This window comes from Azospirillum sp. BE72 (genome assembly GCF_031455875.1).
Taxonomy (GTDB): Bacteria; Pseudomonadota; Alphaproteobacteria; order Azospirillales; family Azospirillaceae; genus Azospirillum.
In genome coordinates this window covers 127,251-148,754 of the sequence record NZ_JAVDTO010000007.1, presented here as the reverse complement: position 1 = coordinate 148,754, position 21,504 = coordinate 127,251, and the positions used below count along the sequence as shown (strand labels likewise).

Genomic DNA, 21,504 nt, shown 5'->3' with positions numbered 1-21,504 from the left:
GCCGGTCACCCGTAATGTCGGGCCAGCGCGCCCAGGGCGGTGTCATAGGCCCGTTCCATCCGGTCGAAGCCGTCGCTCAGGTCGGGCGCCTTGCGCCGGGCAACCGTCCGGGCCAGCTGGAACTGCATCGCCTTGGCCCCCTCGGCGATGATCCGGCAGGCCTCCTCCGCCTCCGCGGGTCCGTCGAGCCAGCGGGTGTGCGCGCCCAGCAGCTCGAAATTGGCACCGAGCTGGCGCAGCAGGTTGAAGGCGTAGAGGTGGAAATACTCCATCGGCCGCGACAGCAGCCGCTCCAAATGCTCCGGGAAAGCGGCGCGGTAGGCAGTGATCGGGTTCTCCGCCGGCCGGCGCGCGAGGTGGCGGCGCAGAAGCGCCAGCGAGGAGTCCATCAGGGCTCGGCCTTCCAGCGCCGGCTGGGCCGGTTTCACGAACTCCACATAGGGGAACAGCGGCCCGGCCGCCGCCGCTGCGACGCCCTCGTAATCGGCCCCCTCCAGCCGGTGGAAACCGGCATTGTGGAAATAGTCCATGGTCCGCGCCGCCGGGTCGATGTGGACGATGCCGACCGTGGTCTTGACATGCGTGGTGCCATAGGAGGTGCCGCGGGTGTCCGGCAGGTGGAAGCCGTCGACCTCCACCAGCACCAGCCCGCCGCCCCTTGGATTATCACCCCGACTGCGCTTCAACTGCTCCACGACATGGGTTTCGACGCTGTCGTAGATCGCCAACTCCTGCACGCGCAGGCCGTACAGCGTCTCCAGATCCTCCAGCGGCACCTTGAAGAAGGTGAACTGGTCGCCCTCGAAATCCTGGGTGACGGTGAAGCCCAGCATCGCCAGCGGGTCGAGCCCGCGGGCATGCAGCGCCTCGATCCACAGATCGACGTAGCAGTTGGTTTCCAGCCAGATCCGCTCGCCCTGGTGCAGGGGATGGCGGTCGTGGCCGTCGGGCTGGTGCCGGGTCCACATGGCGCCCGTCAGCCCCACAGCACCTTGCGGACCGCCGCCGGCCAGCCGGCCGGGTCGAAGCCGTGATGGCGGAACAGCGCCAGCGCCACCCGCTCCATCCCGAAGCCGACGCAGGCGGTGTGGGCGATGCCGCCATCGGCGGTGCGGATGTCCCAGATATGGCCGAAATGGTCCTGGTGATAGTTGAAGCTGAGGCAGGCGGTCGGCTTCTCCGTGCTGGTGACGGGGATCAGCAGCTCGAACTTCAGCTTCTGTTCGCGCTGGCTGCTCGACAGCATCGCGCCGGCCCGGCCGAAGAAGGGATCGTTGGCGACGTCGATGTCCAGCGGCACCTCCAGCGCGGCCATCATCTCGCGGCCGCGCTCCAGCCACCGCTCGCGGAACTCCACGACCTGCTCGGGCGTGCCGATACGGATGTATTCGCGCATGCGGAACATCTGCATGCGGGCGGGGTCGATCGACGGTTCATGCCGGAAGCAGTAGGAGAAGACGTCGATCAGCCTGCCGTCACCGGGCAGCGCGCCGCGCCGGGCGATGGTGGGATAGACGGGATAGCAGGCGGCCGGCGTCATCACCACGTCGGTCGCGACCTGTTCCTCGGTCCAGTCCTGCCCCTCCTCCAGCCGGCGCAGCAGGGTGCGGTGCGCCTTCTCGTCCCCGGCGAAGCTGTGGATGGTGCCGGCCAGATGGGGGAAGCTCTTCAGATACTCGCTTTCCTCGAAATAGCGCCGGTTCAGGGCCGGCGGGAAGCGCATCACCTCCGCCCCGTCGGCGCCGCCCCAGCGGGTGACCAGCGCGTCGAAACGCTCCACCACTTCCTCGAAAACGCCGCTGCGGCCATAGAGGCCGTCCACGCCGGTGGGGATCAGCAGTCCGGCCGCCACCAGTTCGTCGCGATAGGCCGCCTGGGCCGCCCCGATGTCGACCATGTTCATTCGAATGGCCCCGACCCGTCCCGCTGGACGAGAAGCTGGGTGGCGATGTGCGACATGATGCGGTCGTTGCCGATCATGAGCGCGGCGGAGTGGGCATCGCGCAGGTGGCGGCCCAGGCTGTAGGGCGTGTCGTTGCGGTAGCCGGCCAGCCCGCAGGTGCGGATCGCCGCCTCCACCACCTCGCGCACCAGTTCGGACGTCGTGACCTTCAGCGTTCCCATCGCGGTGGCGAAGGACAGGGTGGTGAGCAGTTCCGGCGAGCCGCAGGCCAGCTCGTACTGGCGGATGGCGGTCAGGATGACGGTCTTCATCTGCTGCAGCTTCGCCGTCGCCTCCGCCAGCCGCACCGCGCAGGCCGGGGTGGTGCCCGGCTTGCGCCGGGCCTCCGACCGGACGAAGGCGCGGGCGCGGCTGACCGCGTCGGCGGCGATGCCGAGCCAGGTGCTGCTCCACAGGATGTGGGTCACCGGCAGCATGGTCTGGGCCGACAGGTCGGCGTAAGGCAGCGGCAGGATCTGGTCGGTGACGCCCGCCGCCTCCAGCCGGTAGCCGTCGGAGCAGGTTCCGCGCATCCCCATCGCGTCCCACAGCGTCGTCTTCTCCAGCCGGTAATCGTCGCGGGTCAGCACCACCAGCACCTGATCCGACGACGGCGCGTCGGGATGGCGGCGGGCGGTGACCAGGATCACGTCCGACTGGTCGCCGTAGGAGATGACCGAGGCGTTCTTCACCAGGGTGAAACGGCCCTCCCCGGCCTCCTGATCCACCTCGACGGCGCAGACGCTGTTGCGGATGTCGCCTCCGGTCTCCGCCTCCGTCGTGGCGGAGCCGAGAAGCAGCTGTTCGGCCGCCATGCGCGCCATCAGTTCGCGATGCCAGCCGTTGCTGCCGTGATTGACCAGACAGGCCACCTGGATCTGGTGCATGGCATAGATCATGCCGGTGGCGGCACAGCCGCGGGCCAGCGCATGGCAGGCCGCCGCCACCTCGAACAGCGAGGCGCCGCCGCCGCCGAGTTCCGCCGGCACCATGACCCCCAGCAGCCGGTCCCGGCGCAGGGCGTCGAAGGCCTCGGCGGGGAAGCGGCTCTCCCGGTCCACCGCGTCGGCGTGGGGTGCGGCGATGTCCGCCCCGATAGCGCGCGCGCGGGCCGAGAGGCTCGGAGCCGCGCCGGCCGGGGCGGCGTTCACGCCTCGCCCCCGTCGATCAGGCCGCGCACCGCGTCGCGGATCGCCGCGATGCTCTCGAAGGTGCGGCGGTTCAGAAGCTTTTCCGGAAACTCGACGTCGAACTGCTCCTCCAGCCCCAGCATCAGGCCGACACAACCATGAGAGGTAAGACCGGCGGCATAGAGATCGTCATCGACGGCGAGCCTGCCGGCATCGACCGCCAGTCCGCCGCATTCGGCCAGGACCGAACGGATACCGGCGATCATCCCGTCATCGGCACCGCCACCGGCGGTGGGGGGTAGCCCGGCACTCCCGGCCGCTTGGAGCGACGGGTTGGGAAAAGGCGGGCTGGCGTCCTGCGGCATTCTTTAAATCCCTCGGAAACTTGCTGATCCCAAGCTAGCCACGCCACCCCGGTGCTTCCACTCGGCATCGGTATGGCGGTCGGGCTATCCAAGTGATCGCTTTTTCTCCGGTGGGGGTAAGCACAGGGATAGCGTTGGGCGATGGCCCGGATGCCTTTGGTGTTGCCAGTTCGGACCATGACCCACCGGCCTAGGCCCGGGCTTGGCCGTTGCGTGTTTTGGGCAGCCGACATCATCCTGGTGGCGGCCACCGAGTCCGAACGGATATATGACCCGCGGGCAATACACTTTCTCGCCTGCGAAATTTTTCCATTCCGGTGGCGCGGACATTCCATATGATGGAACGACCTGTAATCTCTTTTCCTGTCAGTGGAAATTTGATTGACGGGAAATCTCCCGGTCGAAAACCATGCAAGAGCCGGTGTGACCGATCGCCGCAAGAACCTCTTGGTACTTGCAGAACCAAGATTGCAGACAATGCAGACTTGCGGCCGATGGGAGCCCCCGGCACCCGGGTGGAGCGCAGCCGCCGCCTCCGGGTGACAGCGATCACACCCGCCCCGAGGGGACCCGACGCCATGTCCACCGCCGCACCTGCCCTCCCGCAGAATGTTTCAGGACCGTCCGGCAGCATTCCAATTCCGGGCAACCGGCGCCGTCTCGGCGTTCGGGCGAAGCTGCTGCTGGCCTTCGCCGGCATGGCGGCGATGACGGTGGCGGCCAGCGCCGTCGGGCTGATGTCCTTTTCCGCCGTCGAACGGCCGATGAAGCAGATCGCCGACACCAGCCTGCCGGAGATGGAACTGGCGACCCGGCTGGCCGGCGAAAGCAGCCGCATCGCCACCGCCGCCCCGACCCTGGACGGCGCCGGAAGTCAGGAGGAGCGCGAGCGCATCCAGGCCGACACGCGCGAACGCTCCCGCGCCTTCCTGGCGCTGGTCGACGAGCTGGCCGCCCGCCGCCCGCAGGACCCTCTGCTGTCGGAAGTGCGGGACACCGGCAACGCTCTGATCGCGACGCTGGACCGCGTCAATGACGGGGTCGCCACCCGCCTGTCGCTGCGCGACCGGCGCGAGGCTGCGTCGGCCAAGCTGGCCCAGGCCTATGACGGCTTCATCAAGACGCTGGCGCCGCTGGTGGAGGGTGCCGGACAGTCCCTGCAGGACAAGGGCATGGCGCTGGACGGCGGGACCGATCGCGACATGGGAGCGCTGTCGGATGCCGTACGGTCGATGATCGCGCTCTACGACCTGCGCGGCGGCATCGCCGCTGCGCTCGACGCCATGAACCGGTCCGGCACCGCGCCGGACGGCAAGACCATCGGCGAGCTGCAGCAGGCCTATCTGGAAGCCTCCTCACAGGTGACGGGCACGCTCGGCACGCTGGGCGACCGGTTGCCGGCCGACATGGCCGGCAGGATCGACACGCTGTTCCTCTTCGGCTACGGCAAGGACAATGTCTTCGAACTGCGGCGGGCGGCGCTGGACGGCACCGGAAACAGCGGCGAGAACAGCGGCGGGGCGGTCGACCGGCGGCTGGCGGAAAGGCTGGGCGCGGCGCGGGCACAGGCGGCCGGCTTGCTCGACGGGCTGAAGGCGCCGCTGCGCAAGGTGCAGAGCGACATCAAGCGCACCAGCTTCGACGTCCGCTCCCGCATCCAGGAGTCCACGCAGGACCTGCTGGGCCCCGGCCTGGACCGCTTCCGCACCCATCTGGAACTCTCGACCCACGGCACCGCCCTGGCCGGCGCGCTGAACGAAGCGGCGCAGGCCGCCGACGCCGCCCGGTTGGCCCTGCTGGAAAAGCGCTTCATCACCGAGGCCATCGCGCTCGACCAGCGCATCGTCAAGTTGGCCGATACCGATAAGGGCGAGGGTGGCGAGGATGCCGCGGGCAACGCGGTGATCACCGCCCTGGCCAAGGCGCTGGCCGCCTTCGGCCGGGGGGAGGACGGCATCGTCGCGCTGCGCCGGGCCGAACTGGCGGCCGTGGCCGACACCGGCCGGGTCCTGGCGGAGAACCGCCTGCTGTCGCAAAGCTTCGCCGCCACCGTCGACCGCCAGATCGCCGCCATGCGGGACGAGGCCAAGGCCGCCGTCGCCGGCACCGACGGCACCATCGCCGCCGGCCGCAACATGCTGATCCTGTTCGCCGTCGGCAGTCTGGTCGGCGCCGCGGCGCTGGCCTGGCTGGTGGTGGGGCGCCACATCGTCGCCCGCCTCAGCGCGCTGTCGGAGGCCATGCGGGCCATCGCGGCCGGCGACCTGAACGCATCCATCCCCGCCGCCGGCACCGACGAGATCGGCGACATGACCCGCGCGCTGATGGTCTTCCGCGACACCGCGAATGCCGCCCGTGATGCCAACGCCCGCGCCGAGGCCGAGCGCGGCCGTGCCGCCGGGGAACGCCGCCGCGCAATGGTCGAGATGGCGGAGAATTTCGAAAGCAGCGTCCGCGGCGTGCTGGATCGCGTGGCCCAGGCCGCAGGCGAGATGCAGGACATGGCCGAACGCATGACCCGCAGCGCCGACCTGACCGCCGGGGAGGCGACGACCGCCGCCGGCAGCTCCCAGCAGGCCGAAGGCAACGTCAAGGCGGTGGCCGCCGCGACGGAGGAGCTGTCGGCCTCCATCCAGGAAATCGGGACGCAGGTCCACGCCTCCAGCCAGATCGCCCGTAAGGCCGCCGATGAGGCGGAGCGGACCGACCGCACGGTGGAAGGGCTGGCCCAGACCGCCGGCCGCATCGGCGAGGTGATCGGGCTGATCCAGTCCATCGCCGGCCAGACCAACCTGCTGGCGCTCAACGCCACCATCGAAGCGGCGCGCGCCGGGGAGGCCGGCAAAGGCTTCGCCGTCGTGGCCAGCGAGGTGAAGGGGCTCGCCACCCAGACCGCAAAGGCGACGGAGGACATCTCCGCCCAGATCGCCGCCATGCAGTCGGTGACGCAGGAGGCGGTGGACGCCATCCGCTCCATCGCCGGCACCATCCGCGAGGTGAACGAGATCGCCGCCACCATCGCCGCCGCGGTGGAGCAGCAGAGTGCCGCCACCCGCGAGATCGCCCGCAACGTGGGAGAGGCGGCGGACAGCACCCAGCATGTCCGCGGCAACATCGACTCCGTCGCCGACGCCGCGCGGGAATCGGGGGAATCCGCCAACCGCGTTCTGTCGGCCTCCTCCACCGTGCAGGGCCAGCTACGGACCCTGTCCGGTCAGGTCGATGCCCTGGTCGGAGAGATGCGGGCGGCCTGACGCCGGTCCGATGCCGGGGGGGCGAGGACGGGCTACGGCCCGTCCGCCAGGTCCCGCAGGGCGTCCACGTCGCAGTGGAAGCGGTTGGGCCGCAGCTCGGTCAGCAGGCCCTGCCGCTTCAGTTCGGCGACGACGCGGCTGGCGGTCTCGGTGGTGATGCCCAGCACGGCGCCGACATCCTCCCGCCCGAAGAAGTCGCATTCGCCCTGGTCGTCCACCAAGGTCAGGAACAGCCGGGCGACCCGCGCCCGCGCGCTGCCGGTGCCGAGTTCCACCAGGAAGGCGTCGGCACGCTCCACCGCCTGATGCCAGCGCCGCATCAATTGCTGGTGCAAGTGCTGCGTCTCCTCCGACAGGCGCTGGATCACGGCACGGGGGATGCGGCAGGTCAGGACCGGATGGATTGCGATGGCGGTGTGGCGATAGGGTTCGCCAAGCGCCGCCTCCAGCCCGGCGGTGTCGCCGGTGCGCAGGAGCCGGACGATGCGCTGGCCGCCGTTGGGCAGATACTGCACCAGTTTCACCAGCCCGCCGCGCACGGTGAAGAGGGCCGTCGGCTCGTCGCCGACATGGTAGAGCGCCGCCCCTGGCGCCACCGTCATTTCGTCGATGGGCAGATGAATTAGGTTGAAATCGGATTCCGTCAGATCGGCGAAAAGCGCGGATTCCCTGATGCCGCACCCTCGGCAGTTCGCCAGCCCCCGCCATGCCGCGTTGATGCTGGTCTTCTTCACGCTCATGTCCATGGTTTTGCGGGGCGACAATGCTGTGGGTACGAACGGTGGTCGCCGGGCAGTGTGGCAGCTTTTTGGATGCGTTCCAAGGATGCGGCGATCAACGCCCGCATGAGGGAACCATCACGCCACGCTCTCCGTCACCGGCCGGGTTTCGCACGCCTCCTCGCGCAAGGTGACGGCGCCGTTGGTGCGTTCCAGGATCAGCTTGCGGCTGTGGTGGGCGCCGAGCCCCGCATGATGGCCGATGGTCAGCAGGGTGGCGTTCGGCAGCTCCCGCTCCATCAGGGTCAGCAGTTCCTCCTCGGCCGGGGGATCGAGGCTGTCGGTGGCGTCCTCCAGGAAAATCCAGTCGGGGCGGCGGATCAGCAGCCGGGCGAAGCCGAGCCGCTGGCGCTCGGGCACCGACAGCACCTCGTCCCAGCGGTCGGTGCTGTCCAGCCGGTCGACCAGATCGGGCAGCCCGACGCTGGCCAGCGCCTCGGCCGCCCGGTCGTCCGCCACCGAAGAGGCCGGGCCGGGATAGGCCAGCACCGCGCGCAGGCTGTCATGCGGCAGATAGGGGCGTTCCGGCATGAAGAAGACGCGGGTGTGGGCCGGCAGGGTAATGCGCCCGCTGCCCCACGGCCAGACGCCCGCCACGGCGCGGAACAGGCGGATGGTCGCCGTCGCATCGCCGCCGATCAGCACCCGGTCGCCCGGACGGACCTCCAGGTCGAAGGCATGGACGACGGCCGTGCCGTTCGGTTCATCGATGGCGACGCCGCTGAAGGTCAGCGTGTGGTGTTCTTCGGAGCGCACGACCTGGATGTGGCCGTCCGGCACGTCGCAGACATCGCGGTCCAGCCGCACCAGCGCGTCGTGCAGGTTCAGCACGCGCTCCACCGACGCGCGCCATTCGGCGACGCGCGGCAGGTTGTCGATCGGCCAGGACAGCGCCCCCACCGTCTGCTGGAAGGCCTGCGCCGTCTGCATCAGCACGCCCAGCGAGATGGTCCCGGCGATGTAGCGCGGGGCGGCGACCAGGATCGGGAAGGCGGCCGACAGCACCGAATAGCTGGCGCTGAACACCATCATGTGGCTGAGCGCACGGGTCTGCCCGGTCCAGCCGCGCACCACCCCGCCGAACAGCGAGGCGAGATGCCCTCGCTCGGCCGATTCCCCATGCAGCAGCGCGATGGTCTGGCCGTTCTCGCGGATGCGGGCGAGCGCGAAGCGGAAATCCGCCTCATAGCCCTGGCGCCGGTTGACGGCATTGACCAGCGGCTGTCCGATCAGCATGGCGATGGTCGTGCCCATGGCGGCATAGAGCAGCGCCACGAACAGCAGATGGCCCGGCACCGACAGCTCGGTTCCGAACAGCGTGACCGACAGCGTGCCGGACAGCATCCACAGGATGTTGGTGAAGCTGATCAGAAGCAGCGCGCAATAGGTCAGCGAATGGCCCAGGTCGATCGCCATCTCCGCGGTGATGCGGATGTCCTCGGCGATGCGGCCGTCGGGGTTGTCGTGCTCGCCCGGCATATAGGCGATCTGGTGGTGGCGGCCGCGGCGCAGCCAGTCCTCCAGCAGCTTGCGCGTCAGCCAGTCGCGCCAGCCCATCTGCAGCCGGCGCTTCACCCGCAGATGCAGCACGACGATGACGATGTTGTAGACGATGATCAGCCCGACCAGTCCGATCATGGTCAGGAAACGGTCCATGGAGCGCTGTTCGAGCGCATCGAACAGCCGCTCGCTCCACAGATTGATCAGGACCGGGATCGACACCTGCCCGATGGTCAGCACGAACAGCGCCACGGTCAGCGCCCAGACGGTCACCCGGGTCCGTCCGAACCAATAGCCGCCCGCCAGCCGGAGGAAGCGGCGGGTGAAGCCGGGTGCGTCGTCCGCGGGCCTGTCGCCACCGGATTTGGCGCCACCGGATTTGGCGCCGCCCGTCTTGCCGTCAGTGTCGTCCGTCATGTCGGCCATCCCGGGCCTCCGCCCTCAATCCCTCACCGTCCGTACTACTAACGAATAGGACGCGCTCGGACAAAAGTACAGGGGCAGGGGCGAAGAAAGGCTTAAAGCCTCCCCGTTCTCACAACCTCGGCGAGGAAGCGGTAGCTGTCCTTCGGCGTGCGTTCCAGCGTGTCGTAATCGACGCGCACGATGCCGAACCGCTTCGACAGGCCGAAGGCCCATTCGAAATTGTCCAGCAGGCTCCAGCACAGATAGCCCTTGACGTTGCAGCCGTCGGCCAGCGCCTGCGCCACCGATTCCAGATGTTCGCGGTAATACAGCACGCGCTCCGCATCGTGGATCTGGCCGTCCGGCGTCACCACGTCGTCATAGGCACAGCCGTTTTCCGCAATGAAGACGGCGGGATTGCCGTAATCGGTGCGGAACTCCGTCAGCAGGTCGTACAGCCCCTCCGGCTGCACCGGCCAGGCCATGCCGGTCCAGCGCCGGCACCGCGCCTCGCCCCAGCCGACATCGAAGGGTCGCCCCTCCTCATGCTTCATCGTCATGCGGGAGTAGTAGTTGATCCCCAGCAGGTCGATGGGATAGCGGATCGCCTCCTCGTCGCCGGGCTGCACGAAATCCGCCATCTTGTCGGCCAGCAGCGCCGGGATCTGCCCCCGCATCAGCCCGTCCAGCGCGACCCGGTTCCACACGGCGTCCCAGCGGGCGGTCGCGGCCACATCCTCCGGCCGGTCGCTGTCGGGAACGGCGGGCTGCAGATTCAGCACGGTGCCCAGCGTCAGGCCGGAATGCTCCGCCGCGATGGCGCGCAACGCCGCTCCCTGCGCCAGATTCTGGTGATGCAGTGCCCGCAGGATGCCCTGTTCGCCCAGCGTGTGGCCGGGGGCATGCTCCCCCACGCCATAGCCGAAGATGGCGACCACATTCGGCTCGTTCAGCATCATCCAGGTCTTGACCCGGTCGGCCAGCCGGGCGGTGACAATGCGGGCATAATCGGCGAAGGGGCCGATGATCTCCCGCCCCTGCCAGCCGCCGGCATCCTCCAGCGGCTGCGGCAGATCCCAGTGATAAAGGCAGGCCATCGGCGTGATCCCGGCCTCCAGCAGCGCATCGACCAGCCGGTCGTAGAAATCGAGGCCGCGCGTCTCCACCGCCCCCGTTCCCGTCGGCAGGATGCGCGGCCAGGCGATGGAGAAGCGGTAGCTGTCAAAGCCCGCCGCCTTCATCAGCGCGATGTCTTCCGGAAAGCGGTGGTAATGGTCGCAGGCGACGGCGGCGCTGCTGCCGTCCATGATGCGGCCTTGCGCGGTAAAGGTGTCCCACACGCAAGGCCCGCGGCCGTCAGCATTGACCGCCCCTTCGATCTGGTAGGATGCGGTGGACGCACCCCAGCGGAAATCCGGCGGAAAACTCAGCGGCTTGGCATCGGCGGCCTGGGACACGGGCTGGCTGAAGCTGTCCATTCCTATTCCTCCCACGGGGATGATCCGTTTTCCCAAGCATGCCCCAGCCGGCCGCCCTTCGCCATGGGACAAGCACGCGATCAGGCATGGCGCGACGCGGTGGCGCAGCCGCGGGCGATTGCACGCAGGCACTGTGCGGACCTGTCCGAAAGGCGTAGCCTGTCTACAAAAGACGGCGCCCAGCCGCTCCGACAACGGAGGAAGACCACCATGCCCAACACGACCAAGATCGTCTTCATCGGTGCGGGCAGCGCCGCCTTCGGGCTCAGCCTGTTCCAGGATCTGTTCTCCACCACCGAACTGGCCGGCAGCACCCTGACGCTGGTCGACACCAACGCGGAGGCGCTCGACCGCATGGCGGCGCTGGCCGAGGTGATGAACCGCCACGGGGACGCCGGCATCACCATCGAGAAGACCACCGACCGCAAGGCCGCCCTGCAGGGCGCCGGATTCGTGCTGTGCGCCATCGCCATCGACCGCAACCGTCTGTGGAAGCTGGATTTCGAGGTGCCGAAGAAGCACGGCATCCGCCACACGCTGGGCGAAAACGGCGGCCCCGGCGGGCTGTTCTTCACGCTGCGCACCCTGCCGCTGATCGTCGACATCGTCCGCGACGTCGAGGCGATCTGCCCCGACGCGCTGTTCATCAACCTCTCGAACCCGGAAAGCCGCATCGTCCTGGGCCTGTCGCGCTGCACCTCCGTGCGGACGCTGGGGCTCTGCCACGGCATCTTCCTGGCGCGCTGGTTCATCTGCCAGATCCTGGGCATGGCCGAGAAGGAGGTGGATGTCTGGGGCGCCGGGCTGAACCATTTCCAATGGCTGACCGCCATTCGCGAAAAGGCGACGGGCCGCGACCTCTACCCCCTGCTGCGCGAGAGGGAGGCGACGCACGACCCGTCCTTCACCCCGCTGGCGCGGCGCCTGTTCCACGCCTTCGGCCTGTGGGTGACGCCCAGCGACGACCACACCGGCGAGTTCCTGCCCTATGGCTGGGAGGCCGGCGAACACGGCTTCGACTTCAAGCATGATGAAGAGGGCCGCGTCATCCTGCGCGACCTGATGGACGGGGTGATCGACGGCAGCAAGCCGATCCCCGACGACTGGACCAAGCCGTCCTGGGGCGAACGGGCGGTGGCGGTGATCGCCGGCCAGCTGCACAACCAGAAGCGCTTCATCGAGAGCGGCATCGTCATCAACCGCGGCGTCATCCCCGGCCTGCCCGACGAGCTGGCGGTGGAGGTGCCGCTGGTCGCCGACGCCGCCGGCATCCACCCGATCTCGCTCGGCCGCCTGCCCGACGGCATCGTCAAGCTTCTGTCGGTCCAGGCCAACGTGCAGCAATTGTCGGTGGAGGCGGCGTTGCGCGGATCGAAGGAACTGGCGCTGCAGGCGCTGCTGATCGACCCCGTCATCAACTCCAGCACCGCCGCCGTCGCCATCCTGGACGAGCTGTGGGAGGCGAACCGGCCCTACATCCGGGCGTGCCTGTAGCCCTCAAGCCCTTCCACGCCGGATCAGCCGGGCCGAGGCGAAGCCCAGCCCGGCGGTCAGCGCGCCGACGCCGAGGAACAGCGGCGCGAAGCCGGTGTGGGTGGAGATGGCGCCGTACAGAACCGGACCGATCCCCTGCCCGATGAAGAAGCTCGACGCGAACAGGGCCAGCGCCGACCCGCGGGCGGTCGGCGCCAGTTCCGTCGCCTGGGTCTGCATGGTGTTGTGCAGCATGTAGAAGCCGAAGCCGGCAACCAGGAAGGCGAGGCTCACCACCGGCCAGGGCACCGGGAAGGCGATGACCAGATAGGCCAGCCCCGCCGCCAGTCCGCCGGCCTGCATCATGCCCCACTGGCCGAGCGAGGCGATCATTCGCCGCACCACGGCGCTGTAGACGACACCGCCGATGGCGAAGGCGGCGATGGTCAGCCCGGCCTGGAAGGCGCCGGCCGCGCCATGCTCCATCAGCACCGGCGCCACGAAGGGGAAGACGCCGAAGATCAGCAGCCCTTCCGCCGCCACCGTGGCGAAGACGATCAGCGAGGCCGGGTTGGTCAGCACGGTGGCATAGCGCTGCTGCGCATCCGCGACCGACAGGCGGGAGCGCGTCTCAACCTCCCGCGCCAGCCCGATCAGGGTGGCGACGCAGATCAGCGCGGTCAGGCCGGTCGACAGCCCGAACACCGCGCGCCAGCCGAAGGCCTCGGCCAGCGCACCCGACACGGCCGAACCCGACATCTGCCCCAGGATCACCGCCAGCAGGAAGCGGCTGATGGCGATCTGGCGCTCCTCATAAGGAACCCGGTCGCCGATCAGTGCCATGGAGGCCGGAATGATGCCGCCGGCGAAGGCCCCGGCCAGGATGCGCCCGGCCATCACAGTGCCATAGGTCGGCGCGATGGTGGACAGCGCCAGCCCGACCGTCAGCACGGCCAGCGCCAGCCGGACCAGCCGCGACTTGCCGATGGCGTCGCCGACCGGCCCCAGCACGATCTGCATCAGCGCATAGGGCAGCGTGTAGGCCGACGCCAGCAGCGCCGCCTGCCGCACCGTCACGCCGAGGTCGTCGGCGATCAGCGTCAGCATCGGATCGGTGGTGCGCAGGGAAAAGGCGCTGGCGAACCCGGCGAGGCCGAGCAGGAAGATGAGACGCATGGATGGCCCGAACGGCGACGACAGAGGTTCAGGACCTTAACCGGATCGGCCGCGGGCGTACCGCAGTGCGACGGTGATGGCAGGCATGCGTGCGCCGCGGGATCATTCGTGTACGGCATTACTTGGCACGTAATCGATTCAGGTCCCCTGGCCGGGCGATCCTGGGTCCGCCGGGACAATCCGGCGGATCGGCAAGGGAGGAAATCATGGGCTTCATTCGGACCGACGACGGCGTGCGCCTGTTCTATCGCGATTGGGGCGGCGAAGAAGGTGCCCGGCCGATCCTGTTCGTGTCGAGCTGGTCGCTGACCTCAGATGCCTGGGCCTATCAGATGGCGCCGCTGTCCGAGCAGGGATGCCGCTGCATCGCCTTCGACCGCCGCGGCCATGGTCGGTCTGACGAGTCGTCGTCCGGCTATGGCTTCGACCGGCTGGCGGACGACATCGCCGCCCTGCTGGACGGGCTGGATTTGCAGGACGTGACGCTGGTCGGCCATTCGATGGCGACGGGCGAGATCGTGCGCTACCTGACCCGACATGGGGCCGGGCGGGTTGCGGGGGTGGTGATGTTGGGCACCATCACGCCGCTGATGGCGAAGACCGACGACAATCCCGACGGTATAGACCCGGCATTGTTCGAAACCTTCCGGTCGGAACAGCTGCTGCGCGACTTCCCCAAATGGCTCGGCGACAACATCGATCCATTCGTGACCGGGGAAACATCGGCGGAAATGAAGGGCTGGGTCACCGGGATGGCGCTGCAATCCTCGTTGAAGTCTTTGCTGGAGTGCCACCGCGCCATCACCTCGACCGATTTCCGGGCGGAGCTGCCGGCCATTACCGTGCCCACCCTGGTCGTGCATGGCGACCGCGACGTGACCACCCCGCTGGCTCTCGCCGAGCGCACGGTGGCGCTGATGCCGAATGCCGCGCTGTCGCTCTATGAGGGGGCTCCGCACGGCCTGTTCCTCACCCACCGCGACCGCTTCAACGCGGAACTGCTGGCCTTCGCCCGCGGATGACGGCAACCATGGCAGTTGATATTGGTTCGGAGCAGGTTCCATGCCCCATGGCACTCCCCAAGCCGCAGCCCGCACCGGCAGGGTTCCGGCCGGGCCGCCGGTCGGCGCACTGCTGCGGTCCTGGCGCCAGCGCCGCGGCCTCAGCCAACTCGACCTCGCCTGCGAGGCCGACATCTCCACCCGGCATGTCAGCTTCCTGGAGACCGGTCGCTCGCAGCCCAGCCGCAGCATGCTGATCCATCTGGCCGAACGGCTGGACGTGCCGCTGCGGGACCGCAACGCCCTGCTGGTCGCCGCCGGTTTTGCCCCGGTCTACAGTGAGCACAGCCTGGACAGCCCGGCGATGGAGGCGGCGCGCAAGGCGGTCGACCTTGTGCTGACGGGGCACGAACCCTTCCCGGCGCTGGCGGTGGACCGGCATTGGCAACTGATCGCAGCCAACCGGGCGGTGATGCCTCTGCTGGAGGGGATTTCGGCCGAGCTGCTGACCCCGCCGGTCAATGTCCTGCGCCTCAGCCTGCATCCCGACGGGCTGGCCGGCCGCATCGGCAATTGGGCGCAATGGCGCGAGCATGTGCTGTCCCGCCTGACCCGGCAGATCGAGGCGAGCGCTGACCCGGCGCTGGTGGCCTTGCGCAGCGAGTTGCAGGGCTATCCGGCGCCGGCCTCGTATTTGGATGATGTCGGTGTGGACGGACACCATCCCGACGTGGTCGTGCCGCTGCGGCTGCACACGTCCGCTGGATTGCTGAGCCTGTTCAGCACGACCACCGTCTTCGGCACGGCGGTCGACGTGACCCTTTCGGAACTGGCGATCGAGGCCTTCTTCCCCGCCGATGCCGAAACAGCGGAGCGCCTGCGCCGTGGGCTCGCGGAAATCCCCTCTCCCCCCCGGGGAGAGGGTTAGGGTGAGGGGGTGCACGGCGAAGATTTTCGGGAAGTCACGCCGTGCATCCCCCTCGCCCCGACCCTCAAGAAGGCATTACACGCCCATCCTCAGCTCATCGCCACAAGGCTGGCGTTGCCGCCGGCCGCGGTGGTGTTGGTGCTGAGCGAGCGCTCGTTCATCAGCCAGGCGATCTCCACCCCTTCGCCGCCGGGCGGCACGCCCTGGGTCAGGACGATGGGGCCGGGCAGTTCGGCGATGCGGCGGTTGGCGGCCAGCAGGCGGGCGGAATCGCCCTCCACCAGTGCACCGGCCAAGGCACCGAAGGACAGCCAGTTCGCCGTCACCCGGACGCGGGCGGCAAGCTCCGCCGGCAGGCTCGCCAGGCAGGCGGTGACAGCGCTGTCGCCGTCGACCACCACCTCGTTGCCGGCGGCGAGCGCTGCCCCCAGCAGCCGGTACAGCCCGTCCTCCGTCTGCGGCAGCAGCAGGATGCGGCCACGCGGGATCAGGCTGTAGACGTTGCTTTCACCCACCGGGCCGGCCAGTTCGACGCTGCCGCCGACGGGGGAACGCTTCGCCAGCGTCCGTACGTGTGTGGCGACCGCAGTTCTGCCCTGGTCGGACAGCCAGTCGGCGAAGCCATGGGCCGGCGCACGTACGGCGTCTCTGCCGCGCAAGCCCAGGTCAAGACACGGACGTACGGACAGCAGACGCGACAGGTACAGCGGGCCGCCGGCCTTCGGGCCGGTGCCGGAGAGGCCATGGCCACCGAAGGGCTGTACGCCCACCACCGCACCGATGGTGTTGCGGTTGACGTACAGGTTGCCGGCCTCGATCCGGCTGGTCACCCGGTCGATGGTGGCGTCGATGCGGGTGTGCAGGCCAAAGGTCAGGCCATAGCCGGTGCCGTTGATGGCATCGACCAGCCGGTCCAGATCGTCACGGCGGAAGCGCAGGACATGCAGGACCGGGCCGAACACCTCGCGCTCCAGGTCGGCGATGCGGTCGATCTCGATGATGGTCGGCGCCACGAAGGTGCCGTTGGCGGTCTCCGCCGGCAGCGGCAGCGACTCCACCCGGCGGCCCTTGGCCCGCATCGCCTCGATGTGGCGGGCGATGCCATCGCGCGCTTCCGCGGTGATGACCGGGCCGACGTCGATGGCCAACCGGTCCGGGCTGCCGATGCGCAGCTCCCGCATCGCGCCCTTCAGCATGGTCAGCGTACGGTCGGCCACATCCTCCTGCAGGCAGAGGATGCGCAGGGCCGAACAGCGCTGCCCCGCGCTGTCGAAAGCGGAGGCGATCACGTCGCCCACCACCTGCTCGGCCAGGGCGGAGCTGTCGACGATCATGGCATTCTGCCCGCCGGTCTCGGCGATCAGCGGGATCGGCGCGCCGTCCGGCGACAGCCGCTCGGCCAACTGGCGCTGGATCAGCCGGGCCACGTCGGTGGAGCCGGTGAACATCACCGCGCGGGTGCCGGCATGGCCGACCAGGGCGGCGCCGACCTGACCGGCACCGGGCAGCAGTTGCACCGCACCGGCGGGCACGCCGGCAGCGCGGAGGATGCGCACGGCCTCCGCCGCGACCAGCGGGGTTTCCTCCGCCGGCTTGGCCAGCACCGGGTTGCCGGCGGCCAGCGCCGCGGCGACCTGACCGGAGAAGATGGCGAGCGGGAAGTTCCACGGGCTGATGCAGACCACCGGACCCAGCGGCAGATGGGTGTCGTTGCCGAAGCCGTCGCGGACCCGGGCGCCATAATAGCGCAGGAAGTCGATGGCCTCGCGCACCTCGGCGATGGCGTTGGCGGTGGACTTGCCGGCCTCGCGGATGATGAGGCCCAGCAGGGTCGGCATGCGCGCCTGCATTTCATCGGCGGCGCGGAACAGGCAGGCGGCGCGCTGGGCCGGCGGGGTGGCGGCCCAGACCGGGGCGGCCGCCTCCGCAAACAGGAAGGCGTCGGCAATGTCGGCCGGAGTGGCATCGACGCAGTGCCCGACGACGTCCCGATGGTCGGCCGGGTTCAGCACCGGCTGGGTCATGCCCCGGCGCTCGCCGTCCGCCAGCAGCGGGGCGGCGGTCCAGGCGACGGCGGCGCTGTCGCGCAGCGCGCCGGATAGGTCGGCCAGAACCGTCTCGTTCGACAGGTCGAGGCCGGCGGAATTGGCCCGCTCCGCCCCGAAGAGATCCTTGGGCAGGGCGATCAGCGGGTTCTTCTCGCCCACCGGCAGCGCGGCGCGGGCCTGCGCCACCGGGTCGGCGACCAGATCGTCGATCGACACGCTCTTGTCGGCGATGCGGTTGACGAAGGAGCTGTTGGCGCCGTTCTCCAGCAGGCGGCGGACCAGATAGGCCAGCAGGGTCTCGTGCGTGCCGACCGGGGCATAGACGCGGCAGGGCCGCTTCAGCGGACCGACCACCTCCTTGTAGAGCGGCTCGCCCATGCCGTGCAGGCACTGGAACTCGTACTGGCCGACCTTGAACTCGCCGTTCAGGTGCTCGGCCATCCGGTAGATGGTCGCCAGCGTCTGGGCGTTGTGGGTGGCGAATTGCGGGAACACCGCGTCGGGCGCCGACAGCAGCCGGCGGGCGCAGGCTGCATAGGACACGTCGGTGTGCAGCTTGCGGGTATAGACCGGGAAATCCTCCAGCCCGTCGACCTGGGCGCGCTTGATCTCGCTGTCCCAATAGGCGCCCTTCACCAGACGCACCATCAGCCGGTGGCCGCTGCGCCGGGCCAGATCGACGATGAAGTCGATGACGTAGGGGCAGCGCTTGCCATAGGCCTGCACGACGAAGCCGATGCCGTTCCAGCCCTTCAGATCCGGGTCGAAGCACAGCGATTCCAGCAGGTCGAGCGACAGCTCCAGCCGGTCGGCCTCCTCGGCGTCGATGTTCAGGCCGATGTCGTAGCGGCGGGCCAGCCGGGCCAGCTCGGTCACGCGCGGCAGCAGCTCCGCCATCACCCGGTCCGCCTGGGCACGGGAATAGCGCGGGTGCAGGGCCGACAGCTTGATCGAGATTCCGGGGCCGTCATAGATGCCGCGCCCGGCCGAAGCCTTGCCGATGGCGTGGATCGCCTTCTCATAGTCGGCGTAATAGCGGTCGGCGTCGGCGGCGGTCGTCGCCGCCTCCCCCAGCATGTCATAGGAATAGCGGAAGCCCTCCGCCTCCATCTTGCGGCTGTTGGACAGCGCCTCGTCGATGGTCTGGCCGGTGACGAACTGCTCGCCCATCATCCGCATGGCCATATCGACGCCGCGGCGGATCAGCGGCTCGCCGCCGCGCAGGATCAGCTTGGTCAAGGCGGAGGACAGGGCCTGCTCGCCGCCGAAGCTGTCGCCCAGCACGCCCGTGACCTTGCCCGTGACCAGCAGCCCCCAGGTGGCGGCGTTGACGAACAGCGACGGGCTGTTGCCGAGATGGGCGCGCCAGTCACCGCCGGCGATCTTGTCGCGGATCAGCGCGTCGCGGGTGGCGCGGTCGGGGATGCGCAGCAGCGCCTCCGCCAGGCACATCAGCGCCACGCCTTCCTGGCTGGACAGGCTGTATTCGTGGATCAGCCCCTCCACCCCGCGCCCCTGCGGCTTGGCGCGCAGTGCCGCGATCAGCATCCGCGCGGACTGGGCGGCCGCCGCGGTCACCTCGTCCGGCAGCGTCGCCTGCTCCACCAGCCACGCCACGCAGTCCGGCTCCGGCCGGCGATAGGCGGCGGTGATCGCCTGACGCAGCGGACCGGCCGGACGAACGACGGGGGCGAAGGCGGCGAAGGGGCCAATTCCGCTGGAGAGGGCCCCACTGGCGAAGGACGGCTCGGTGGCGGGGGCAACGCTCGGGTCGGTCATCTGGTTCATCGCGTGGCTGGCTCTGGTCGGGGGCGTGGAGCGGCGGCTTCGGAAAGCCCATGTCCGGCGGGTTGCGGAGGTCGATCCGATGCCTGTCAGGCTAACCGATTTTCCGGGATCCTTTCCAACCGGTATTTCCATCATTTTCCCGATTTAAATTCTGATGATGCGCCATCATTCAGAATAAACTATGAGCGTGACGCCGAAATCCCAGAACATCCGGCCTGTTTTCGCGACCTCCCGGCCAGCGCATTCGTTTTTGCCGAACAAATGTCGGCAATACGGCCCTGTTGCCGATGCCTTAGAGGAAGCGACGGTCTTGATTCCGCGGATTCGACGGGATGAGGGGCAGAGCGCCCGAACGGCCGGGATTCAGCCTTTCAGCGGCTTGGGCCGGCTGTTTTCCGGCGGCTTGCGCACTGGGACCGGCGGCGCAGCCTTCTCGCCGCCGCTCTCCCCAAGATAGGTCTGCGCCGCGGCGACAACGGACCGCCAGGGGCGTTCCAGCGGGAATTGCGGCCAGCCGCCGGCGAACAGGCCGGAGATCATCCAGCCCGCCATCAGCGTCACCGCCAACTGTTCGGAAAATCCGCCCGTCTTCAGCACCGGCAGGGCGAAGTTGCGCCGCCGCTTGATCGGCCACAGCAGCGGCAGCCCGGCCGGTGTCAGCAGATCGCCGGCCAGATGGGTGAGATAGCCGACGATGAAGGGGATCAGCAGGTGCTGGTAGGCCGCATGCTCATGCAGAACCCACAGGCATCCGGCGATGGCAAGGGCCGAATGGGTGACGCCGCGATGTCCGAAGATGTTGGAGATCGCGGTGGACAGCGGCTTCACCATCTGCCCCAGAGTCGATTTCGGATGATCGATGTCCGGCGCCAGCGCCCCCAGAATCGCCGCGCCGAAGGCGACCGGGTCGAAGGTCATCCCGTACCGGCTCGACAGGTAGAACCAGGTGGCGCCACCGACGATTATGTGAGAGGACGCCATCACCGTCGGTCACCGGGGGCCTTAAGCTGGTCTCTGTCGGGACGTGGTCTGCGCCAAGCCCGAAATGGGGGTAGCCTGACCTTAGGCTATTCTTCGCCTCCAGAACAATATCTCAAGCAGGACCGAGGGATTCCCTAAACGCATAACCTCCATGCGTTCGGCAACGGTGGGTTGCCGGATGGCACCGCGCCACCGGTCATTTCGATTTGGCCTCCGCCTGGGTCGCCTCGATCTCGTCCAGCACGGCCTCGGGGGCGACGTCCTGGCGAATGACATCCAGTTCCGCATCGACCTCCGTCTTCACCCCCAGATGATCGGCGATGGAGGAGGCCAGCGTCACCAGCCGGGTCAGTTCATGCTCGGCCAGCAGGCTGATCTGCAGGTCGAGATCGGCGCGCTTGTCCGACACCGAGGCCATGCGGTTCTGGCTGATCAGGACGAAGGTGGACAGGAAGATCGCCTCCACCGACGCGATCATCGCCAGCACGACGAAGGACGCGTCCCATGGCTTGACGATCGGGATCCAGCCCAGATTGATCAGGATCCAGCCGCCGAACAGCACCAGATGCAGGTAGACGAAGCGCATGCTGCCGGTGAAGCGGGTGATCCGGTCGGCGATGCGGTCCTGAAACGTGGCCTCCACCTCCTCCCGCTTGCGGCGGGCCTGAAGCGCCTGGATGTTACGCTCCAGCACGGCACTGAGACCGGCAGTCTGCGGCGGCGGGTAAGTCGGTGGGCCGCCGCTGCGGCCGGCACCGGCGGCGGTCTGCGAGAAATCTGCCATCGTTGGGTCTCCCTACTGCACGGCGGCCGTCCGGGCGCTGCCGCCCACCGCCGCCAACCGACAACCGCAGCCCTTGACGGCCGTTCCGGCCCCTCGCCGTCTGACCATGTCCGGAACTCCCGACCGGACAGCATGTTGGCCGAAGGGCGAATACCAACCGGGAGGACAGCATGAACAAGGACCAGGATCAGGATCGCGACCGGCAGGTCTCCAACGCCGACAGCCCCAATCCGGGCGCACAGGGTGGCGGGCCGGTCACCCCCGGCCGGGCCGGCCAGGGCATGGGTGTCGGAACCGGCGGCGCGGACGACCTGCCGCACACCGTCGGCGGCGGACCGTCGACCACCGTCACCGTCGGCGAGGGTACCGGACAGCGCCGCGACCTGCCGGACCAGCACGCCGTCCCGCCGACCCCGAAGGACAATGCCGGCAAGCGTCCGCGCAACCGGGAGGAAGGCAAGCCGGGTTGACC

Annotated in this window: 16 protein-coding genes; 5 read left to right on the top strand and 11 right to left on the bottom strand. The window is 68.8% G+C overall.

The window, feature by feature from the left end; all coding sequences use genetic code 11:
* Positions 1-5: 5 nt before the first annotated feature.
* From J2Y49_RS19050 to J2Y49_RS19035, 4 genes are read right to left on the bottom strand one after another with little or no spacing between them, the layout of a single operon-like run.
* The gene (locus J2Y49_RS19050) at positions 6-968 is read right to left on the bottom strand and encodes a DUF1839 family protein (protein WP_310116445.1); all 963 of its coding nucleotides are present in this window, start codon (positions 966-968) and stop codon (positions 6-8) included.
* An 8-nt stretch (positions 969-976) separates the two neighbouring features.
* Positions 977-1,903: an amino acid--[acyl-carrier-protein] ligase gene (locus J2Y49_RS19045; protein WP_310116444.1), complete on the bottom strand. Its 927-nt coding sequence runs from the start codon at positions 1,901-1,903 to the stop codon at positions 977-979.
* A complete protein-coding gene (locus J2Y49_RS19040; protein WP_310116443.1) occupies positions 1,900-3,093 on the bottom strand; it encodes an acyl-CoA dehydrogenase family protein in 1,194 nt (397 codons plus the stop codon). The genes J2Y49_RS19045 and J2Y49_RS19040 overlap by 4 nt, the downstream gene beginning before the upstream one ends.
* Complete coding sequence (locus J2Y49_RS19035) at positions 3,090-3,437, bottom strand: acyl carrier protein (protein WP_282186991.1); 348 nt, start codon at positions 3,435-3,437, stop codon at positions 3,090-3,092. The genes J2Y49_RS19040 and J2Y49_RS19035 overlap by 4 nt, the downstream gene beginning before the upstream one ends.
* 578 nt (positions 3,438-4,015) lie before the next feature.
* Here J2Y49_RS19035 and J2Y49_RS19030 point away from each other — a divergent pair.
* On the top strand, positions 4,016-6,691 hold the full coding sequence (locus J2Y49_RS19030; RefSeq protein ID WP_310116442.1) for a methyl-accepting chemotaxis protein: 2,676 nt from the start codon (positions 4,016-4,018) through the stop codon (positions 6,689-6,691).
* A 32-nt stretch (positions 6,692-6,723) separates the two neighbouring features.
* Here the strand turns inward: J2Y49_RS19030 and J2Y49_RS19025 are convergent, their stop codons facing one another.
* The 3 genes from J2Y49_RS19025 to J2Y49_RS19015 form a co-directional block, all read right to left on the bottom strand.
* Positions 6,724-7,431, bottom strand: coding sequence for a Crp/Fnr family transcriptional regulator (locus J2Y49_RS19025; RefSeq protein ID WP_310116441.1), 708 nt, complete (start codon positions 7,429-7,431; stop codon positions 6,724-6,726).
* A gap of 117 nt (positions 7,432-7,548) precedes the next feature.
* Positions 7,549-9,387: an ABC transporter ATP-binding protein/permease gene (locus tag J2Y49_RS19020; RefSeq protein WP_310116440.1), complete on the bottom strand. Its 1,839-nt coding sequence runs from the start codon at positions 9,385-9,387 to the stop codon at positions 7,549-7,551.
* A gap of 101 nt (positions 9,388-9,488) precedes the next feature.
* Positions 9,489-10,853 (bottom strand): GH1 family beta-glucosidase, encoded by a 1,365-nt coding sequence (locus J2Y49_RS19015; protein WP_310116439.1) that lies wholly within the window; start codon positions 10,851-10,853, stop codon positions 9,489-9,491.
* 210 nt (positions 10,854-11,063) lie between these two features.
* Here J2Y49_RS19015 and J2Y49_RS19010 point away from each other — a divergent pair, with 210 nt between their 5' ends.
* Positions 11,064-12,347, top strand: a complete 1,284-nt coding sequence (locus J2Y49_RS19010; protein WP_310116438.1) for an alpha-glucosidase/alpha-galactosidase — start codon at positions 11,064-11,066, stop codon at positions 12,345-12,347.
* Between the two features lie 3 nt (positions 12,348-12,350).
* Here the strand turns inward: J2Y49_RS19010 and J2Y49_RS19005 are convergent, their stop codons facing one another.
* On the bottom strand, positions 12,351-13,502 hold the full coding sequence (locus J2Y49_RS19005; RefSeq protein WP_310116437.1) for an MFS transporter: 1,152 nt from the start codon (positions 13,500-13,502) through the stop codon (positions 12,351-12,353).
* A gap of 206 nt (positions 13,503-13,708) precedes the next feature.
* On the opposite strand from J2Y49_RS19005, the gene J2Y49_RS19000 reads away from it, so the two are divergent.
* Positions 13,709-14,524 carry an alpha/beta hydrolase gene (locus tag J2Y49_RS19000; RefSeq protein ID WP_310116436.1) on the top strand — a complete coding sequence of 272 codons (816 nt, stop codon included), beginning with the start codon at positions 13,709-13,711 and terminating at the stop codon, positions 14,522-14,524.
* A gap of 40 nt (positions 14,525-14,564) precedes the next feature.
* The gene (locus J2Y49_RS18995) at positions 14,565-15,431 is read left to right on the top strand and encodes a helix-turn-helix transcriptional regulator (protein WP_310116435.1); all 867 of its coding nucleotides are present in this window, start codon (positions 14,565-14,567) and stop codon (positions 15,429-15,431) included.
* Positions 15,432-15,520: 89 nt separating this feature from the next.
* On the opposite strand, the gene putA is transcribed toward J2Y49_RS18995, so the two are convergent.
* From putA to J2Y49_RS18980, 3 genes are all read right to left on the bottom strand, one after another.
* Positions 15,521-19,267 carry a trifunctional transcriptional regulator/proline dehydrogenase/L-glutamate gamma-semialdehyde dehydrogenase gene (gene putA / locus J2Y49_RS18990; protein ID WP_409017874.1) on the bottom strand — a complete coding sequence of 1,249 codons (3,747 nt, stop codon included), beginning with the start codon at positions 19,265-19,267 and terminating at the stop codon, positions 15,521-15,523.
* 363 nt (positions 19,268-19,630) lie between these two features.
* Positions 19,631-20,248: a metal-dependent hydrolase gene (locus J2Y49_RS18985; protein WP_310116433.1), complete on the bottom strand. Its 618-nt coding sequence runs from the start codon at positions 20,246-20,248 to the stop codon at positions 19,631-19,633.
* A 196-nt stretch (positions 20,249-20,444) separates the two neighbouring features.
* The gene (locus J2Y49_RS18980; protein ID WP_310116432.1) at positions 20,445-21,032 is read right to left on the bottom strand and encodes a DUF1003 domain-containing protein; all 588 of its coding nucleotides are present in this window, start codon (positions 21,030-21,032) and stop codon (positions 20,445-20,447) included.
* Between the two features lie 170 nt (positions 21,033-21,202).
* On the opposite strand from J2Y49_RS18980, the gene J2Y49_RS18975 reads away from it, so the two are divergent.
* Complete coding sequence (locus J2Y49_RS18975; RefSeq protein ID WP_310116431.1) at positions 21,203-21,502, top strand: hypothetical protein; 300 nt, start codon at positions 21,203-21,205, stop codon at positions 21,500-21,502.
* Positions 21,503-21,504 lie beyond the last annotated feature (2 nt).

Excerpts from the sequence above, each read along its gene's own strand:
- J2Y49_RS19050 (WP_310116445.1), bottom strand. The coding sequence starts at position 968 with ATGTGGACCCGGCACCAGCCCGACGGCCACGACCGCCATCCCCTGCAC.
- J2Y49_RS19045 (WP_310116444.1), bottom strand. The coding sequence starts at position 1,903 with ATGAACATGGTCGACATCGGGGCGGCCCAGGCGGCCTATCGCGACGAA.
- J2Y49_RS19035 (WP_282186991.1), bottom strand. The coding sequence starts at position 3,437 with ATGCCGCAGGACGCCAGCCCGCCTTTTCCCAACCCGTCGCTCCAAGCG.
- J2Y49_RS19030 (WP_310116442.1), top strand. The coding sequence starts at position 4,016 with ATGTCCACCGCCGCACCTGCCCTCCCGCAGAATGTTTCAGGACCGTCC.
- J2Y49_RS19025 (WP_310116441.1), bottom strand. The coding sequence starts at position 7,431 with ATGAGCGTGAAGAAGACCAGCATCAACGCGGCATGGCGGGGGCTGGCG.
- J2Y49_RS19020 (WP_310116440.1), bottom strand. The coding sequence starts at position 9,387 with ATGACGGACGACACTGACGGCAAGACGGGCGGCGCCAAATCCGGTGGC.
- J2Y49_RS19015 (WP_310116439.1), bottom strand. The coding sequence starts at position 10,853 with ATGGACAGCTTCAGCCAGCCCGTGTCCCAGGCCGCCGATGCCAAGCCG.
- J2Y49_RS19010 (WP_310116438.1), top strand. The coding sequence starts at position 11,064 with ATGCCCAACACGACCAAGATCGTCTTCATCGGTGCGGGCAGCGCCGCC.
- J2Y49_RS19005 (WP_310116437.1), bottom strand. The coding sequence starts at position 13,502 with ATGCGTCTCATCTTCCTGCTCGGCCTCGCCGGGTTCGCCAGCGCCTTT.
- J2Y49_RS19000 (WP_310116436.1), top strand. The coding sequence starts at position 13,709 with ATGGGCTTCATTCGGACCGACGACGGCGTGCGCCTGTTCTATCGCGAT.
- J2Y49_RS18995 (WP_310116435.1), top strand. The coding sequence starts at position 14,565 with ATGCCCCATGGCACTCCCCAAGCCGCAGCCCGCACCGGCAGGGTTCCG.
- putA (WP_409017874.1), bottom strand. The coding sequence starts at position 19,267 with ATGAACCAGATGACCGACCCGAGCGTTGCCCCCGCCACCGAGCCGTCC.
- J2Y49_RS18985 (WP_310116433.1), bottom strand. The coding sequence starts at position 20,248 with ATGGCGTCCTCTCACATAATCGTCGGTGGCGCCACCTGGTTCTACCTG.
- J2Y49_RS18980 (WP_310116432.1), bottom strand. The coding sequence starts at position 21,032 with ATGGCAGATTTCTCGCAGACCGCCGCCGGTGCCGGCCGCAGCGGCGGC.
- J2Y49_RS18975 (WP_310116431.1), top strand. The coding sequence starts at position 21,203 with ATGAACAAGGACCAGGATCAGGATCGCGACCGGCAGGTCTCCAACGCC.